This window comes from uncultured Sphingomonas sp. (assembly GCF_913062585.1).
GTDB lineage: Bacteria > Pseudomonadota > Alphaproteobacteria > Sphingomonadales > Sphingomonadaceae > Sphingomonas.
This window is the reverse complement of sequence record NZ_CAJXWX010000003.1, coordinates 189,131-207,278: the sequence shown is the minus strand read 5'-3', so window position 1 is coordinate 207,278 and position 18,148 is coordinate 189,131. Positions and strand designations below refer to the sequence as shown.

The 18,148-nt window shown below is 61.8% G+C and carries 15 protein-coding genes and 1 riboswitch; of the genes, 6 read left to right on the top strand and 9 right to left on the bottom strand.

Annotation, left to right across the window (positions count from 1 at the left end):
• Nucleotides 1-27 precede the first annotated feature (27 nt).
• Nucleotides 28-264: riboswitch (cobalamin riboswitch) on the top strand.
• A gap of 174 nt (nucleotides 265-438) precedes the next feature.
• On the bottom strand, nucleotides 439-1,011 hold the full coding sequence (locus QZ546_RS04375) for a hypothetical protein (RefSeq protein WP_294235151.1): 573 nt from the start codon (nucleotides 1,009-1,011) through the stop codon (nucleotides 439-441).
• A gap of 560 nt (nucleotides 1,012-1,571) precedes the next feature.
• Between QZ546_RS04375 and QZ546_RS04370 the strand changes: the two genes are divergently transcribed.
• The 3 genes from QZ546_RS04370 (at nucleotide 1,572) to QZ546_RS04360 (ending at nucleotide 4,877) form a co-directional block, all read left to right on the top strand.
• Nucleotides 1,572-1,922 (top strand): hypothetical protein, encoded by a 351-nt coding sequence (locus tag QZ546_RS04370; RefSeq protein WP_294235149.1) that lies wholly within the window; start codon nucleotides 1,572-1,574, stop codon nucleotides 1,920-1,922.
• 11 nt (nucleotides 1,923-1,933) lie between these two features.
• The gene (locus QZ546_RS04365; protein ID WP_294235147.1) at nucleotides 1,934-2,596 is read left to right on the top strand and encodes a hypothetical protein; all 663 of its coding nucleotides are present in this window, start codon (nucleotides 1,934-1,936) and stop codon (nucleotides 2,594-2,596) included.
• Between the two features lie 472 nt (nucleotides 2,597-3,068).
• Nucleotides 3,069-4,877 (top strand): EAL domain-containing protein, encoded by a 1,809-nt coding sequence (locus QZ546_RS04360; protein ID WP_294235145.1) that lies wholly within the window; start codon nucleotides 3,069-3,071, stop codon nucleotides 4,875-4,877.
• Nucleotides 4,878-4,950: 73 nt separating this feature from the next.
• Here QZ546_RS04360 and QZ546_RS04355 read toward each other — a convergent pair whose 3' ends face one another.
• Both QZ546_RS04355 and QZ546_RS04350 read right to left on the bottom strand, forming a co-directional pair.
• Nucleotides 4,951-8,061 carry a PAS domain-containing protein gene (locus QZ546_RS04355; RefSeq protein ID WP_294235142.1) on the bottom strand — a complete coding sequence of 1,037 codons (3,111 nt, stop codon included), beginning with the start codon at nucleotides 8,059-8,061 and terminating at the stop codon, nucleotides 4,951-4,953.
• Nucleotides 8,062-8,161: 100 nt separating this feature from the next.
• A complete protein-coding gene (locus tag QZ546_RS04350; RefSeq protein ID WP_294235140.1) occupies nucleotides 8,162-8,521 on the bottom strand; it encodes a response regulator in 360 nt (119 codons plus the stop codon).
• A 248-nt stretch (nucleotides 8,522-8,769) separates the two neighbouring features.
• Between QZ546_RS04350 and QZ546_RS04345 the strand changes: the two genes are divergently transcribed.
• Nucleotides 8,770-8,934: a hypothetical protein gene (locus QZ546_RS04345; protein WP_294235138.1), complete on the top strand. Its 165-nt coding sequence runs from the start codon at nucleotides 8,770-8,772 to the stop codon at nucleotides 8,932-8,934.
• 29 nt (nucleotides 8,935-8,963) lie between these two features.
• On the opposite strand, the gene QZ546_RS04340 is transcribed toward QZ546_RS04345, so the two are convergent.
• A complete protein-coding gene (locus QZ546_RS04340; protein ID WP_294235136.1) occupies nucleotides 8,964-9,179 on the bottom strand; it encodes a hypothetical protein in 216 nt (71 codons plus the stop codon).
• A 181-nt stretch (nucleotides 9,180-9,360) separates the two neighbouring features.
• On the opposite strand from QZ546_RS04340, the gene QZ546_RS04335 reads away from it, so the two are divergent.
• A complete protein-coding gene (locus QZ546_RS04335) occupies nucleotides 9,361-12,066 on the top strand; it encodes a hybrid sensor histidine kinase/response regulator (RefSeq protein WP_294235261.1) in 2,706 nt (901 codons plus the stop codon).
• Nucleotides 12,067-12,123: 57 nt separating this feature from the next.
• Here QZ546_RS04335 and QZ546_RS04330 read toward each other — a convergent pair whose 3' ends face one another.
• The 5 genes from QZ546_RS04330 to QZ546_RS04310 all read right to left on the bottom strand — a co-directional run bounded on the left by QZ546_RS04330 (nucleotide 12,124) and on the right by QZ546_RS04310 (nucleotide 17,216).
• Entirely contained in the window at nucleotides 12,124-12,495 is a 372-nt protein-coding gene (locus tag QZ546_RS04330; RefSeq protein WP_294235134.1) for a response regulator, read from the bottom strand.
• 1 nt (nucleotide 12,496) lies between these two features.
• A complete protein-coding gene (locus tag QZ546_RS04325; protein WP_294235259.1) occupies nucleotides 12,497-13,801 on the bottom strand; it encodes a sensor histidine kinase in 1,305 nt (434 codons plus the stop codon).
• A gap of 298 nt (nucleotides 13,802-14,099) precedes the next feature.
• Nucleotides 14,100-14,621: a hypothetical protein gene (locus tag QZ546_RS04320; protein WP_294235133.1), complete on the bottom strand. Its 522-nt coding sequence runs from the start codon at nucleotides 14,619-14,621 to the stop codon at nucleotides 14,100-14,102.
• On the bottom strand, nucleotides 14,618-16,264 hold the full coding sequence (locus tag QZ546_RS04315; protein WP_294235131.1) for an anti-phage dCTP deaminase: 1,647 nt from the start codon (nucleotides 16,262-16,264) through the stop codon (nucleotides 14,618-14,620). Before QZ546_RS04315 ends, QZ546_RS04320 begins: the two co-directional genes overlap by 4 nt.
• Before the next feature lie 604 nt (nucleotides 16,265-16,868).
• Nucleotides 16,869-17,216 (bottom strand): helix-turn-helix transcriptional regulator, encoded by a 348-nt coding sequence (locus QZ546_RS04310; RefSeq protein ID WP_294235129.1) that lies wholly within the window; start codon nucleotides 17,214-17,216, stop codon nucleotides 16,869-16,871.
• A gap of 189 nt (nucleotides 17,217-17,405) precedes the next feature.
• Here QZ546_RS04310 and QZ546_RS04305 point away from each other — a divergent pair, with 189 nt between their 5' ends.
• Nucleotides 17,406-18,137 carry a hypothetical protein gene (locus tag QZ546_RS04305; RefSeq protein WP_294235128.1) on the top strand — a complete coding sequence of 244 codons (732 nt, stop codon included), beginning with the start codon at nucleotides 17,406-17,408 and terminating at the stop codon, nucleotides 18,135-18,137.
• Nucleotides 18,138-18,148: the final 11 nt, after the last annotated feature.

Genomic DNA, 18,148 nt, shown 5'->3' with positions numbered 1-18,148 from the left:
GGCGCATCGCGTCGGCGAGGCACCCTGTTTGTCCCTCGTCTGCTTGGTGTCCCGAAAGGGGCGCAAAATGGAACACGGCGAGGAGGTCTACCTCCGGAAGCCAAGGCTATCCCTGCAACTGTAAGCCGCGAGCAAGAAGTACGGCGCATCTTCCATGAAAGGTGTAGCCGTTGAATTGCCGTGACATCGGCAACGATCCGGGAAGGCCGTATGTCGAGCGACGCCCCTTGAGCCAGGAGACCTGCCAGCATCAGGTCGCTCTTACTTTGGTCCAGGAGGTGATCGGGGCACTGTTCTTCCGTCTGAGCGGAACAGGCGGCGGGGGCCGCATCGGTTCGTGTCGCGGGCGTCTGCGTTCGTGCATCGACACGCGCCGACTGTTCGCAGCGGACGAGGGCACGGCTTGGGCCCTCTGATAGCGCTCGTCTTAATCGTGCGTCAGTCTTCGTAGTACCAGCCATCCTCCCTGTCGCGAACCGATCTGTCTTCATTTTCGCCACGATCGTGATGACGGTCGGCATCATGTGTGTCGATATCCCGCTGAACCTCACGCTCGTGATCCGTGACGTATGCCTCCTCGCGCTCGCGCGCGGGACGATGCATGCGGGAGCGGGCCTGCCGGTAAAGGTCACGGATGCCGGGATGAAGGCCAGCGATCTGCTCTTCGGAAAGCGTCGGTTCGGGCAGCAGGACGATGTCGCTCTCGCCAGCACCGACCCTGTCGATGTGGGCTGGATCGAAGGCTGTCTTGAAGATTGCTTCGATTTCCAGTGCCTCGTCGATCGAGGTGACTTTCCGGTTCGCCACGATTTTCCAGTCGTCGTATCCAGCGCATGCGGGCACGACATTTCCGCTCCAGGGATCCCGGCCAGACAGCCATATCTCTCGATTGGCCAGGTTTCGCGTTTCCCCCACTTTAACGGCAGGTCGACCGTGTACCTGGCTCGACCAGTCAAGCAGGTCGGGGCTAGTCGCGATGTATACGTAATGCGTCATGACCTCGATCATCACGGCGCGGTGTAAATGTTACGTCGCCAAATATGGTTTATGTCTGGGGCATCGAAAGACCGTATCTGAACATGCGCAGTATCTTTGCTCAGCCCGACTACAGGTGCCAGAGATGGGCATGTATCTGCTTGTGTCGCCCCTTCTTGAAGCTCGCACTGGCCGGAGGTGGATGGCCACCATCCGATGTGACCTAAAAACTCGTCGCCATCCTGAGAACAGCAACCTATAGTGCCCGATGCACGGGAAGCTGTTCCCGAGCCGGGGCGTGGAAACCCTGAAATTGGAGGTCGGTCGAAAGACCAATGACGGTCGAAGAGCTCTTCGGCCGGGTGGCGGAGGCGTATGTCCAGACCACCCGGTTAAAGGTTTCCGCGCCTGTTCCAATTCAGGTTTCCAACACCCGGCTCAGGGGGCCGGCATCCCGTTCCACGGGATGCCGCCGACTGGGGTGGCGTCCTTCGAGTAGGGAGGCGACGATGATTGGGAATCAAGCCGAGTACATGGACATGCTGGCCGGGATGGCCACGACAACGGGATCGATGCTGGCCTTCGGGGGCTGAGCCATGCCTATACAGACCGTTCCGTTCGTCCCGATCTTCATCCTCGGCGGCTTTTTCCTGATTGCCCCGGGCATGATCGTGACGCTCTTCACCAACTCCGATCCGCTTGGCTTCGCCGTCGTGATGGCGACCGCCATCGCCGCGCTTATCCGCCCGACAGCGTCCTGGATGCTGTTCGCCGTACTGTGCTCGATGCGAACCGTGCCGTTCATCGTCGCCGCGCTGACGGCCGTCGCGATGAAGATCGGGCTGGCGAAGCACGGCCTGCCCTACCTGATCGCGTACATCGTGATCGGCGGTGTAGCACAGTTGCGTATCCGCTCGCTGCGGCGATCGGGCGAAATCGACATCTGAAAGGAAGCATCATGAAGCATGTGATGGCGCTCGTCCTCGTGGCGGCGCAGCCGGCGGCGGCTGGTCAGATCGGCGTGGACGCCGCCGCGACGCAGACAGCGAAAGGAGCTCCCGCCACCTTCGACCTCGCTGGATTTCGGCTCGGAATGACCGAAGGGGACGTCGAAAGGGTCATGAGGGAACGCGGATTGATCATGAAGCGGCGGACGCGGACCGACACGTTCGAGGATCGCGTCCGCAAGGCGGTCAATCTTCGAGGCGGGCGGCTGCCGTTGAAGGGCGGAAGCGTCCTGGACAGTGTCGAATTCGACGACGGCAAGGGCGGCAAGGTGATGATCGGCACGTTCGTCTGGCCGGATGGCGCCCGTGTTCGTAGCGTCGCATATCTGCCGCCAGCGGGAACTGATCCCGCAGCTTGGCGGACAATGCTAGTCGGCAAGTATGGCCCGCTATCCAGGGACAGCGGCGGCATCGATGGCGAGGGGCTGCACGCGAGGTGGTGTGCTCGGGCCGCCTGTCTGGGACAAGGAGGCGTGTTCCGGCTGGCTGCCGACGTAGGATTGCAAGGTGGCCAGATCACCCTGTCTCAGCCGGAAGGAACGGGAGAGAAGGCAATGACCCTCATCGAGCGGGAAGCGTCGAGGCGCGGCACGGGCGGCACGCCGTCCCTCTGACGCCGAATGTACACCGACGCCTCTTATGCCCGGCATCGGGATATCACTGATCGTTGGGTGGGGCCGCCTCAATTGAATGCCTAGACGTGGTGCGCTCGTCACGCCTGACGAAAGCACCAGCGGTACAGGAAGTTATCGGTCCGACCACCAGTCATACGAGCGATCGTATGACTGGTCAGATGGAATTTGCACGCCGGATGTTGGGCCAAACCGGATGATCGGGCGCGAAGCTGGTGATCTTGAGCAAAGCGTGCGTGCGTTTTGACTCCCGCCCTTTCCACGACGACGCCCCCTACCTATCGACATCGCGGCAAAGCGCGCGGCGAATTCGGTACTTCGCAACCTGTATCGGGTGCGGCAACATCAGATTTGCCATGAGCTATGCCGCCAAATCAATCCTTTACTAAGGATTTAGGTGTCATGCTCACCTTCCCGTTGCGCATTCCGCAGCTGCGGTGATGAAATGCATGGTATGATCGCAGACTTGCAGGAGAAGCTCCACATCGACGATGCGCGGGCAGCGGCTATTGCCGATTATGCAATGGGCGATTCCGAGGCCGAAGCCGAATTCGATCACATCGTCGCGTTGACGAGGGAGCTGTTTCAGGTTTCCGCCGCCATGGTGTCGATCGTGACCCGCGACGTGGTCCACTTCAAGGCGCGGACGGGGCTCGACGTCTGCTCAGCCCCGACGGACGTGGCATTCTGTGCCCATGCGCTCGATCATGAAGGCCCGTTCGTGATCGCGGACGCGGCCCTGGATCCGGCCTTCATGAACAATCCGCTCGTTATCGATGGCCCCCGCCTGCGGTTCTATGCCGGCGTACCGCTTCGGGTCGCGTCTGGACAGGTGATCGGCACGCTCTGCGTGGTCGACGAGACGCCTCGCCTCTTCAGCGAGCGCGATCAGCACCTGCTCGAATGCCTTGGTCAGGTCGTCGTAGATCGCATCGAAGTGCGGCGCCAGGAGCGCGAACTTGCCCACCTTGCCCATTACGATCCGCTGACCGGGCTGCCAAATCGGACGCTCCTTCACGAACGTGCCAGCGCCATCCTCAGCACGCAGCGGCCGATGGCCGTTCTCCTGTTCGACCTCGACGGCTTCAAGGACGTCAACGACGTGTTCGGCCATGCGATGGGCGATGCGCTGCTGTCGGCCATTGGCCACAGGCTATCGGCGCGGCTGGAGGACGGGCAGACCTTGGCGCGCCTGGGGGGCGACGAGTTCGTCGTGATCGCGCCGAAAGTCGCAGACCCGCGCGCCGCCTTGGTCATTGCGGAACGGCTGCGATCGGGCTTCGACGAAGGTTTTATCGTCGATGAGCAGGAGTTGCGGGTCGACACCTGCATCGGCGTCGCCATTTCGCCCTATCATGGGGACCAGATCGATCGGCTCATCTGTCATGCCGACCTCGCGCTCTACCGCGCTAAGGAACGCGGCGCCGGCTCCATCGCCTTCTACGAGCCGCACTTGCGTCATCAGGTCGAAGATCGCCAGCATATCCAGCATCAGCTTCGCGAAGCCTTCGAGCGTGGCGAGTTCGAAGTTCATTATCAGCCACAGGTGCGCTTGTCCGACGAAACCGTGGTGGGCGTCGAGGCGCTTCTCCGCTGGCGGCATCCCGAACATGGCCTTCTGACCCCGGATCGTTTCCTGCCCATCCTCGAACTTATGCCGCTTGCCGCTGCGGTTGGAGCCTGGGTGCTGGACGAGGCCGTCGCGCAGGCAGCCGCCTGGGCGGCCGCAGGCATACCGCTACGCGTGGGCATAAATCTCTTTGCCTCGCAGTTCCGTTCGACCTCCCTTGCCGAAAAGGTGGCGAAGACGTTGCAACAGCACGGCGTGGCGGCCGACCTGATCGAGCTCGAGTTGACCGAGAACATCGCGGTCAGGAATACACGCGCCGTGGTGGGGACGCTGACCGCATTGCGCGCATTGGGCGTCGGAATAGCACTCGATGATTTCGGTACCGGCTTTGCTTCGCTCAGTGTGCTACGGGACTTTCCGATCACCAGGCTCAAGGTGGACCGCAGTTTCGTCGCCGACATCGCCGTGGGGTCCGATCAGTCCGCCGTGGTGGACAGCATCCTGACGTTGGGACGCGCCTTCGGCGTGGAAGTCATCGCCGAGGGGATCGAGACGATCGTGCAGGCCCGGTGGCTGCGCGCGAAGGGCTGCCACGAAGGGCAAGGGTGGCACTATGGCTACCCGGTCCTCCCGACCGAGATCGAGGCCATCGTCTCGGCTGCAAAGGTTCACGCCGCGCGCTGGTCGGCGTGACCCTTGTTGCTTGCAGGCGGCAGGAGGCACCAATTACGGCGATCCTCCCTCCGTCTTGATCGGCTAAGACCGGTCAACCGTCGGTTAAAACGGACCGGCTTTCCTTCATATCCAAAGCGCGGGCGAGGGCGCGTGCGTCATAGGGCTTGGCCAGCACGACGCAGTTGTCCTCCTTCGCCACCGCACCTGGGTCACCGGTCGCGAACACCACCAATGCATCCGGCCGTAGCGCCCGCGCCTTGGCGGCCAGTTCCTGCCCCGAGGCACCGGGAAGATTGAGATCGGTGACCAGCACGTCGACCGGCGTCGTCTGAAGCGCCATCAGCGCTTCTTCCGCGCTGGCCGCCTCGACGACGACGAAACCGGCTTCTTCAAGCATTTCGCCCGTGTTCATCCGGATCAGGTCGTCATCCTCGACGAGCAGTGCTGTCCGTCGGATCGTCGCACTGGGGGCCATCGGAGCGGCGCACATGAAATCCGTCTCAGGAACCGCGGGCGCCGGTGCGGACGCCTGTCGACGCTGCTGTTCGTTGGCCAGCACATGGCGGAACTTCCGGGCGAGGGCATCGCGCGTATAGGGCTTCGACAGCAGCTCGACGCCCTTGTCGAGACGACCGCCATGAACGATCGAGTTTTCGGTATATCCGCTAGTGAAAAGTACCGCGATATTAGGCAGCCGCTCGCGGGCCTTGCGGGCCAGTTCAGGGCTCTTGAGTGTACCGGGCATGACCACGTCGGTGAAGAGCATGTCGATCGCCACGCCGCTTTCGACCACCGCCAGTGCGCTGGTCGCATCGGGCGCCTTCAGGACGCGGTAGCCCAGATCGGTCAGCATCTCGACGACGGTCGTGCGCACTTCCTCGTCGTCCTCGACGACGAGGACCGTCTCCGTTCCGCCCGTGATCGGTCCCGTATCGACCAGGACCTCGACATCTTCCGATTCCGTGGCACGCGGCAGATACAGCCGAATCGTCGTGCCCTCGCCGACCTCGGAGTAGATCTTCACATGGCCGCCCGACTGCTTGACGAAGCCGTAGACCATGGAGAGGCCCAGCCCCGACCCCTTGCCCTCGGCCTTGGTCGAGAAGAAGGGCTCGAACACCTTGGCGACAATCTCGGGCGACATGCCCGAACCGGTGTCGGTCACCGCCATCATCACGTACTGGCCGGGCGTGACCTCCTCGTGTGCACGGGCATAGGCGTCGTCGAGATGGGCGTTGGCAAGCTCGATGGTCAGCTTGCCGCGGCCCTCCATGGCGTCCCGGGCATTGATCGCGAGGTTGAGCAGCGCATTCTCGATCTGGTTGGGATCGATGAAGGTGTTCCACAGACCGCCGGAGAAGACCGTCTCGACCTCGATCGCCTCGCCGATCGCGCGGCGCAGGATATCGTCCATTCCCTGCACGAAGCGGGTGACGTTCACGACCTTCGGCTCGAGCGCCTGACGGCGCCCGAAGGCGAGAAGCTGGGCGGCCAGTTTAGCGCCGCGCGAGACGCCTGCCATGGCGTTCGTCACACGCCGCTCGGCCCGCTCGTTGCCCGCGACGTCCCGAGCCAGCAGTTGCAGATTGCCGCCTACGACCTGCAGCAGATTGTTGAAGTCGTGCGCAACGCCGCCCGTCAGCTTGCCCACCGTCTCCATCTTCTGCGCCTGCGCCAGCTTGGCCTCCGCCTGACGCCGTTCGCCGATCTCGGCGATGACGCGACTTTCCAGCGTCTCGTTCAGCTGACGCAACTGTTCCTCGGCACGTTCGCGGTGACGCACTTGGCGTGAGAGGCTATCCGCGTGTTCACGCAGCGCCATTTCGGCCGCGCGCTGATGCGAGATGTCGGTGTGAACGCCCACCCATTCGGTGATTTCGCCCGCGTCGTTGAGTATAGGGAGCGCACGGATGGCAAAGGTCCGCCATTCGCCGTCATGGCGACGAACGCGATGTTCGTGGACGAACATGCTGCGCGAGGCGACCGCTTCGTTCCATGCGATGACGCTGCCGGCAGCATCGTCGGGGTGGACCGCCGAGGACCAGCCGAAGCCTTGATACTCGTCGGTGCTCTGACCGGTGAGCGCAGCCCAGCCTGGCTGCTCCCCGATCATCCGCCCATCCGCGCTGTTGGTCCACAGGACGCCGTGCACTGCCTCCATGGCGGTACGGAAGCGGCTGTTGCTGGCCCTGATCTGTGCTTCCCGTTCGGCTCGTTCTCCGACGTCGATGCCAAGTATGTAGACGCCGTGCGTGGTACCATCATCGCCGATATGCGGCACATAGCGAATCTCGGTCTGACGTGGGCCCAGCTCGCGATGCTGGAGCACCGTCTCCGCCACGATCGAAGCCCCTGCTAGCGAGGCATCGAGGTCTGCACGGCGGTCGCTATAGGCGACGTCGCCGATCACGTCTCGCACATGCCTGCCGACCATGGCGTCGGGCGCTATGCCGAACCAAGTCTGATAGTCGGCATTGGCGAAGCGGTAGACGTGGTCCCGATCGACATAGGAAACGAGCATCGGCACGGCGTCGGTAATCCGACGCAGTTCCGCCTCGCTGGCCGCGACCTTCTGCTCGGCTGCGATGCGCGCGCTGTTGTCGATGATCGTGCACAATACGCCGCCCGGCTGGCCATCCGCATCGTAGACGGGCGTGTAGAATAGGCCGAGGAACAGCGTCTGTGGGCCATCGGGCCGCTGGAATACGATGGGCTGGTCGAGATGGGACTGAGCCTCACCCTTCAGGACGGCAGCCAGCACCGGACCATTCCAGTCCCAGACCTCCGGAAATGCCTCGGCGACCGGCATTCCGAGCGCCAGCGGATGCCGGTCGCCTGCGATTTCCCGATATGCGTCATTGTAGAACATGACGTGGTCGGGGCCCCACATGAGCACCTTGGCGACCGGTGAATTGACGAGATTCGAGATGGTCGCGCGCATCTCGTGCGACCATCCTTGCGGAGTCCCGAGTGAAGTTCGGCTCCAATCCCGATTGCGAATGAGTGCGCCACATTCCCCACCAGAGGCGGGCCAGTCCTGAATCATCGGCCGGACCACGACGCCCTGTCCGTCACGCAGGGCACGCAGACCCGCCCGGACGACTTCGCTGACATTGGCATAGTCGCCCGTGACGATGCTGTCCGCAATGAAGCTCTTCAGCTCAGGGGTCAGCGAAACATTGCAGGAAAGTCGGGAGGTCATGGCTCGCACTGCGCGTACGTCACATTCGTGTCAATAGATGGCACAGGTCCTTGAAATGATGGGCAATCAATCTTTGCGAACGGCTGCGTCGACCGCTGGCCTATCCGCTTTCGCACATTCCGATCCTGTGGAAGGCGTCCTTCAGATCGCCCTCGCGAAGCGGCTTGCTCAGGACGATTCCGGGTGGGTCGCAAGGTTTACATTCGCCGGGAGTCGCGCTGATGAAGATGACCGGCAGGGCTCCCAGCCGTTCATGGATCTGGGCCACCGCCATGGGGCCGGTACCCTCGATCAGCTTCACGTCGGAGGTTATCAGTTCCGGGCGATGTGCCATCGCCGCCGCCACCGCATCCTGCTCGGTAACGGCGAAGTCGAACGACGTCGCACCTTCCTCCTCGAGCATCACCTGGATGCTCATGGCGATGAATGGTTCATCCTCGATAATCAGCACATGACACATGATCCGGCTCCCGACCCGACCACTTCATAACGCATGCCGAGGTCAATCTTGTTCCGGACAATCCACCCATGTGATTGATACAGTTTCGAAACATTCTGTCTCGTGAAGGAACATAATGGCAGTCGAGACGATCAGTTCAGGCACGAAACGGGGGATGTCGCCTAAATGCGCGACGCCGCCCTCCATGGCCCTTCAGACCGCCATGAACAACGTTCGCAACGGGTAACACTTTGCGAAAGGAGACATGCGTGAGTGAAGATTGCCCGGCATACTTTGAACGACGCACCAATGAGGAATTGGCCTTGGCCAAGTCGGTCGACGACCTGACCCTGAAAGCGCGGCATTTAAATAGGGCCGCCTATTTCGCCGCAACCGGGGAACGGGCGCGCGACACGGTAGAGACATCCGGCTGAGGAAAAGGCAACCGGATGGTCGGATCAACTCACGCTCGCATAGAAATTCCATTGATCCGGCTCCAACTGGAGCCGTTCATCCAGCTCATGCGCAGCATGAGTTCGGCATGGGTGATCGGGCAATCGGCCGCCGAGCCCAGAGGTGGGGCACCGGCACGCCGTCCCGCATCGAATGCATCGTTCATTGCGGCCAGCCACCAGTACATCGTGGAGAACTGACTTATCGTCCTGACGATCACCATCAATCAGATTAGCGAATTGGTCAACGTGTCGGGACAAGCCGAATTGCAGTTGCATTTGCTCTGGCAACCACGGGTTAATGCCCCGATCCGTAACATTTTTTTCGATTGCGGTGCCGCCGTCGCCGCTAATATGGATCGCGATAATAATCATGCGATGCCAGCAGCGGAACCGTCCTTGAATACGATGACCAGAGAGGAACTCGAGGCGGAGGTCGCGCATCTGCGCGCGGCGCTGGCGCAAGCTGAGATCCGGGCTGACCAGTTCGGCCAACGACAGATAGAACAGGAACATCGGCACCTGACCGACCTGACGGTAAGCCGCAGGCAGACGATCGAGGCCAATGGGCGAACCATCGCGGCGCAGGAACGCGAACAGGCCGCGGCGAAAACCCATAGACTTCACATTGCCGATGCCTTGGCGGACCTGAACGATTCTCGGGAACTGGTCGCCATGCTCCGCGAAAGCCAGATCGCGCTCGCTGCCAGCGAGGCCAGGCAGCGCGCGATTTTCGAAAATGCGATCGACATTGCGATGATCGTCACCGACCCGTCAGGCATCATCACCGACTGGAATCCAGGCGCACAGACCGTGCTCGGCTGGACTGCCGACGAAATGGTGGGCCAGGATGCAGAACGGTTCTTCACGCCGGAAGACCGCGAAAGCGATCGTATCGAATACGAGATGTCAGGGGCCCTCCGGAACGGTCGTGCCACCGACGAGCGATGGCATCTGCGTAAGGACGGCGAGCGCTTCTGGGCGTCGGGCGAGATGCTGCCATTGTTCGATGCGGATGATCGACATCTCGGCTTCGTCAAAATGCTGCGTGACCGGACGCACGAGCATCTGAGCGGCGTTGCCCTCCGACATGCGCAGGAGCGGTTCCAGACGATCATCGACACGATCGACGCGGCCTTTGCCATCGTCGAGGTCAAGTTCGACGCTGACGACAAGCCGATCGACTATCGCTTCCTCGAGGCGAACCCTGCATTCGCCGAGCAGTCGGGTGTCGATCTTCGCGGCAAGTGGGTCACTGAGTTCGCACCTGACCTGGAGCGTTTCTGGTTCGAGACCTATGGCCACGTTGCGAGGACGGGCGAGCCGACCAATTTCGAAAACTATGCTGAGGCGTTCGGACGCTGGTTCGACGTGCGCACGGTTCGCGTCGGCGACCCCGCCGATCGCCAGATCGCCATCCTGTTCAACGATGTCACCGCGCGTCGCGAAGCGCAGGAAAAGCTGAAGGAAAGCGAGGCCATCGCTCGCCAGAATGTCGAGCGGGTGCAGCTGGCGCTGGCTGCCGGTGCCATCATCGGGACCTGGCACTGGGATGTTCCTGGTGATCGCTTCACGATCGACGAGGCGTTCGCCCATACCTTCGGACTGGATCCGGCATTGGGTCGCGAGGGCATCCCGCTCGAGCAGATCGTCGCCACCGTCCATCCGGACGACCAGGCTGGCCTCGCGGAAGCGATCGGAGCCGTCATTGCCCGCGGCGGCCCCTATGCGCACCAGTACCGCGTGCGTCGAACCGATGGCCGCTATTACTGGATCGAGGCGAATGGCCGGGTCGATATGGGGCCAGAGGGCAATGCACAGAGCTTCCCTGGCGTGCTGATCGACGTCGAGGAACGCCGCGCGGTGGAAGCGGACCGCGACCGTGCAACCGCGGCCCTCCGCACGCTTACCGAGACGCTAGAGCAGCGGGTCGCCGATCGGACGGCTGAACTGATGGAGGCGGAAGAACGTCTGCGTCAAAGTCAAAAGATGGAAGCGATCGGCCAGCTCACCGGCGGGGTGGCGCACGACTTCAACAACCTGTTGACGGTCATCCGCGGCTCGGTCGACCTGCTGCGTCGGGACAATGTCGCACCGGAGAAGCGCCAGCGCTATCTCGATGCGATCGGCGACACCGCCGACCGAGCTGCCAAGCTGACCGGTCAGCTTCTCGCCTTCGCCCGCCGGCAGACGTTGGAGCCGGAAGTGTTCGAGGTCGGGCAGCGGCTCGATGCCATCACCGACATGCTCGACAGCATCACCGGCAGCCGCGTGCTCGTCCGGTTCGAGGTCCCGGACGGCATATGCCGCGTGCGTGCTGACGTCAGCCAGTTCGAGACGGCCTTGGTCAACCTCGCCGTCAACGCCCGCGATGCGATGAATGGCGAGGGCACAGTCACGATCCGCCTGCGATGCGATGCGCAGATGCCCTCAATACGCGGTCATGGCCCTGGGACGGGCCACTTCGTCGCCATATCACTCACAGATACCGGGACGGGCATTTCACCCGAGGACCTGGAGCGCATCTTCGAGCCCTTTTTCACGACCAAGGATGTGGGGAAAGGCACCGGCCTGGGCCTCAGCCAGGTGTTCGGCTTCGCCAAGCAGTCCGGCGGCGACGTCGACGTCTCGAGCTTGGTCGGAGAGGGGGCGACCTTCACCCTCTATCTGCCACAGGCCGATCCGGCGATTGCCACGGAAGAGAGGTCCGCCGATCAGCAGGAGAACATCGACGGAGGGGGCCGCTGCGTGCTTGTGGTCGAAGACAATATCAGCGTCGGCCAGTTCGCGACCCAGCTGCTTGAGGACATGGGCTATCAGACTGCGTGGGTAACCAGCGCGGAGGAAGCGCTCGAACGGCTCGGGTCCGATGGCGACGGCTTCGACATCGTGTTCTCAGACGTCGTGATGCCCGGCATGGGCGGTGTCGAGCTAGCCAAGCGGCTCATGCGGGATCTGCCCGACATGCCCGTCGTACTCGCCAGCGGCTATAGCCATGTCCTTGCGCAGGAAGGTGTCAAAGGTATCGATCTGCTCCGCAAGCCCTATTCGGCTGGCCAACTGTCGGTCGCGCTGCAGCGTCGTATCGCACGATCGGGCGAACGCCGAAACTGACGCTTGCCGAATGATGGGGTGTTCACAAATTCGACCTCCGCCGCGCGGAGCGGTCCATCACGCCGAAAGGTGGTCGATCACGCCCAGTACATGGCGCGGGTCGAACGGCTTTCCCACGAACACCGCCCGGTCGGGTAGGTCGGCTGCAGATGGATTGGCCATGCCCGAAACGACGATGAGGATCGTTGGCGGATAGCGGTCGCGGACGAAGTGGGCGAGTTTCACGCCATCCATGGATCCTGGCATCTGCACGTCGGTCAGGACAATCCGAACGGAAGCGTTCGCGGCGAGCACTTCGATCGCCTCTTCTGCATCCTCGGCTTCGAACACCTTGAAGCCACGGTCTTCGAAGAAGTCCACAAGATCGTAGCGAATGAACGGCTCGTCCTCGACGATGAGGATGCTGCGTGGGGGAATGGCCTGTCCCATGTCAGCTGTCGATCAGTTCGCCGGTGTCGCCAAGTGGCGCATCGATCCGGAACACGACGCCTTCGGCCGGGAAATCCAGTACCGTCCTGCCTCTGAAATAGGCCCCGAGCGAGCGCTCAATCATACGTGAGCCAAAGCCGCGCTGCGTCGGTCGTACGACCGGCGGCCCATCCCGTTCCTGCCAGATCAGATGGAAGCAGGAAGCTCCGTTGTTGCCATTCACCTGCCATCGCAGAGCTACCGATCCCGTGTCTTTGCTGAGCGCGCCATACTTGGTCGCGTTCGTCGCCAGTTCGTGAAGAGCCAGGGTCAACGCCAGAGCGACCTGCGAGTTCAATCGGATGCGTGGGCCATCGATCGTGATCCTGTCCTTCATGCCGGACACGGCCGACAGGCCGGCATCGACGACGTCGTGAAGCTCCGCCTGCTGCCAGGCGGTGGTGGTCAAAACGTCGGTAGCCCGTCCGAGCGATGCCAGTCTCGATGAGAAGGCGGCCGAAGCGTCCTCGACGCTATGCGCTCCGCGCAGCGTCTGATTGGCGATGGACTGGACTAGGGTCAGGACATTCTTGAGCCGGTGGCTCAGTTCGCCGTTCAGCAACTGCTGCTGCTCGCGCGCTTCGTGCAGCGCGGTGTGGTCGCGCGACACCGACAGGACGCGGGCGGGGTGACCATCTGGGCCGGGGATCGGCGACACCGACACCGACCACCATTTGGGAATGCCGATATGGGTGTCCGCCGCCGCCTCGAAATGCGACGAACGCCCCTCGGCTGCCGCATCAAGTGCCGCGCGCGCCTGGACCGAGCCGGCGTCCTTGAGGAATTCCGGCCAGGGACAGCCACGAACCGCGTTGAAGTCGCTGATGTCCATCACCTTCATGCCGCCTTCGCTCATGAAGGTCAGGTTGCCGTCCAGATCCAGGACCTTGATGCAGTCAGTCGACGCCGCAAGGACGCTGGACAGGAAGGCCTCGCGTTCCGCTGACGAACGCTCCCGCTCGACCAGCTCGGCATTTAGGGAGACCGACCGACGCATGGATTCGCGCAGTTCGCCGGCAAGCATGACCATCCCCGTCAGGATCACGACGAAGAGGCCTGCCGCCACCCACTGCGGTTCCGGCAACCAATAGTCGTTGGAGGCGCTTCCGATCGAAAGGGCACCGGCAGCCGTGGACAGCGCGGCGGCAAACAGCCCGGCTCCCTGTCCAAGCACCAGCGCAACGCCAATCGCCGCAGGAATGAACAGCAGCCATGGAAGTTCGTCGGGCACGAACAGGATGCGTGCCGCCGCGACCAGAACTATCACCAAGGCTGCGACAGTATATCGCGTCAGACCCGACAAAGGCCGATCGAAAGACCAGATGACGATCCTGTCGAAGATGCTGCTAGGTCGTGTCCTGATCATTCCGCCATCCGAAAGCGGACCTTGGCCCCCCGGCCTGTCCCTAAAAAGAGTCTTATCGGAAACGTCGCATCAGGACCATGCCGGATGAGGCCGTTTCGAACTTTTCCCAGTCTATCGAATGGTTAGCCTGTGCACGATGCCCAAGATTCGAATTCAGCGTATTGGGGAGCGACACATACGAGTTGCCCCAGGGCAGGCGTCAGGACACCCGCTCGATCCGCCACCCTCTGGAGCGATGGGAAGACAGAGCCATGTTCAGCATGGCCTGGGTATGAAGGGCATGCTCGTTGCGCGACACCAGAAGGACCAGATTGCCCCCCCAGCGCTCGATGGCCTCGTGCTGAAGGCGCGCAGGCAGGGGAGCGCCCGCCGTCACCGCCTTGGGCGAGATGCTATGCCAACCGATCGGAACACGCGCATAGTGGACGCCGCGAGCGGAAAGCATGTGGAAGAACACGTCCCGTGACAGCCCGGGAAGATTGAAGCGCAGGACGTCTCGAAGGTCGAGCACGAATTCGGGGGAAACCTGGTCGATCAGAGCCGATAGGGTCTGACCGTGAAGTGATTCGGTGGCTGCGATCTTCATGATGCGACAGGCCCGATCCCCCAGATCGAGTTCGAGCTGGGGGTCGTCGTGGCGCGCGAGATGGTCGACGTGATGAGCCATGTTGGCCTGAACGTCCGAGACGTGGTTGGGAAACTCGAGATAGCTTACGTTCATAACGATTTGGTCAATACGGCTTCAAGTTCGGGGTAGGCCGCGGTGAACGGCGACCATTCGTCTCCCCATTCGGGGGGCTGGATATTCATGTCTCCCGTATTTTTGTCCTTCAATCTACGCGTCTTTTCGAAGGCCCTGAGATAGAGGCGGGGCGCAACGCCCACGAAGGGGCGGAACAGCACGCGACCGGTTCGTGGCGCTGCACGCTCCGTCTGATCGGCCACGGTCTTACGCCTCTTCGCTTCGGCCATCCCGATCTCCTCCGGCGGTAGCCAGTCCTGCTCCTCGATCGCGATCGCATCCTGGTGGAGGTCGAGGGCGAGGCTCTTAGGATAGGGTTCGATGAACTGCACCTCGTAAACACCCGCGCTGACGACGTGACGGGCGCAATAGTGGCATGGAAACGTCGTCACGAAAAGACGTGTTCCGACGGTCGATATGCCTTCACGCCCTGCCGAAAGCAGTGCATCCATCTCCGCGTGAACCGCCCGGCTGAACTCGATGAGCTGCCCCACTGCGGTACCGCGCAGCTTGCTGACCAACGCCGATCGGTCGGCCACTGCCTTGAGTTCATCGATCGAATCAATCAGCTCGTTGATGATCCTGTTCTGCTGGACGTTGCTGCTGCAGAAGGCGGTTTCGCGAAAGGCGCAGCGATGATCAGGCTCGTCGGCTAGCAGCGGTCGTTCGCCATAGACCCCGCCGCCCGCGCGGGGCACTTCATTCGTACCCGTCGCGACGACGGTACCATCGCGGTCCACGAGGGCGGAACCAACCTGTCGCGATAGGCAGGCGCTTCGGACCCGCGCTGAATGCGCATGATGCATGGCGGTCTCCTCGATCGTCGGCCGCTCTATCTTATCATGGGAGATGATACTGACGAGACGGGCCAGCGGGTCGTCGAGGAACTGCTTCTCGTCGATCTGGTCCTGCAGCGTATTGTCGACGAAGAAGTCGGCCTCGAAGAATGCATCCCGTACGTGCTGGCCATGGGAGGCGTTTTCGTCTTCAGCATCTCGGCTTATGAACGCTTCTGCTGCGGCGATCAGGTCGGCGTCTCGTCGCTGAGGGCCGGTGAAGAGCTTGTCGAGGATGCGGTTCTTCCTCTCCTTTTCCTCACAGACAACTCCGACCAGGGCGAAGGCGTTGGCATAGGTTCGACGAAACAGGCTCGTCTCCGCCGGATGCCGGATCGAGTCGATGATGTAGGCCACCTTCTCAGGACCCGGCTTGACGACATCACCCTGGGTGAACGTCTTGCCGATCCGGGCGGCGCGCAGGCTGGCGATCTTGGCCAGCGTTGCGCGAGCGACCCTGGTCGGGTCTGTGGCACGCATCCGGTCGCCTAGATCTTGCAGATGACGAACCTTATCGATCGGTGAAAGATTCGCCGGAACTGGAGATTGGTTGGCCTCGCCCCATTGTGCGATGAGCGAACTGACCTTGACCGTCTCCACTTTATAACCTGCTTCGCGACAGGCCCGGTCAAGCGAATCTCGGGCGCGTGAAGCTCCGGCACCGACCGGCCCAACGACGGCAAAGAAGATTTCACTCGAGCGATTGGCCTGGATGATGCCACGGCCATCGCTTTCCGTCCCCGAATCGTTGGCTCCTCGTGGAAGTTGCTGAACGTTCGTCGCCATCGATTTATGTATCCTCCCCTTGTAATCGATACGGATTAGCAATCGAGATGGTATTAGGAAATTAATTCCTGATAGGAAATTCGGGGAAATCAGCTTTCATTTGTTTTTACGGCATTCCCTCGATCGAACCGGAATCACCCTCATTTTAGCGGTGAGCGATAGGCCGGTAGGTATCGCGGCCAATGCAGCGACAAAGAGCGGTCGGAACCGTCGCGTATGCGCCGACGAAACTTTCCAGGTGTGTCAGGAGGGACAAATCACTAGAACTAAGCCACTAGCGTCCGGCACGACAAGCGCCGCGGAAGGGGTCGTTGCCGCATCGCTTCATGTTCGGCTGCCTAAAAACTTGTCCCGCGTTGCCACCCGCTATCGTCGCGGCCCCACGGCCTCTTTCGTCGTTGCTCTCGCTGCCACCTTCATCCTCTGGCTGAGATCAACGAGCCCTGACCCCAATCATTCCCACTGAGACGTCGGCAATTGACGGCACAGACCTACAGGCTGCGATCGATAATAATTGATACATTGCATTCCCCGCGCATGCGGATACCCACGGGTGACGATCGCCAGTGCTCGTGCCGACTTATCGCGCCGATGCTCTCGGCACCTAGTGGCTGTTTGCAGCAAATGCTTCGTCCAGCGCGGTCGCGAAACTGTCGCTTAGGTTTTTGGCGCCCCCACAGCTGCCCATCACAAGGAATAGCGCGAGGTCGCGGACAGCGGCTGGAAGCACTTTGTAGCTTACCACCCGCCCGTCCCGGTTGGCGACGACTGCACCTGCACGAGCAAGGATCGAAAGATGGGTCGACATCGTGTTTGGAGGAGTATCCATAAGCCGCGCTAGTTCGCCGACCGGTAGCCCTTCCACCCCATGCTTTGCCAATGTGAGAAACACCGCCATTCTCGTAGGTTGGGCCAAGGCACTCATCAGCTGAATGGCAGAAATCTGGTCCATATCTCTAGATTAATAGACATTTTTTGCATCGCAAGTGGTGGAGGCCCTAAAAATAGTTAATGCGGTATTCACCGGCAAAATCATCTCAATATGTCCAGACTTATTGACATATAAATCAGTGTCACCATTCTTAACCGCGTTCCCGAACAGACCGCACAGCGACGGGAACGTGATCAGGATTCGGGGGACATGGAGATGACCATGCATGCAACCGTAATGTCGAACATGCCGAGCACAGTGGTGCCGGTTCCACAGTTTACCTTCGAAGATCCGTTGGATGACGATATGCCCGGCGACGAGACCGTCGTCACGACGCGTCGAGCCCTCTGCCGCGTCGTGACGGTTGCCGCTGAGGCTGGTGCCCGCTTCCAGCGGGAGGCAAACCCGATCGATCCAGTGGGATGGATGCTCGCGCCTCGCCGTATCTTTGATGGGGCTCCGGCGATCGAGGCGTGCCTCGACCGGGAACACTTCGTCCGCGCGATCGTCCTGCACGGCCTTTCGCTCGGGGTGGACGCCGATCCCGCCATGCTCGACCGGCTCGTAGCCCCCGATGGTGACGGCGACACTCCGCATCTCTCGCGGCCGAGGCGCGGTCGCAGCGGAAGGCACAGACTGGCGGCGAGGCCATCGCTCTACTGCGCGACGATCGCCTGGGAGGGAAACGGCGTCGTACTGCAGGCCTTTCACGCTTCGGTGGCGCGTCACCCGGCCGAGGTCGTGCAGCGCCTGCGCGCTAGATTCGGCGAGGATGTGATCGACCTGGCGGAGATTCGTGAAGGTTTTCACCCCTATTTGCCGCTAGCCATCGCTCTCGTGCCGGGCGCGGTCGCCGAACTGCTGCGTTCGGTAGAGTTGGCGAGCGACGAGCCGCGATACGCCTCCTTCTCGTACGACACCGAGCAGCGCCTCGAAGCCTAAGGTTCGCGTAA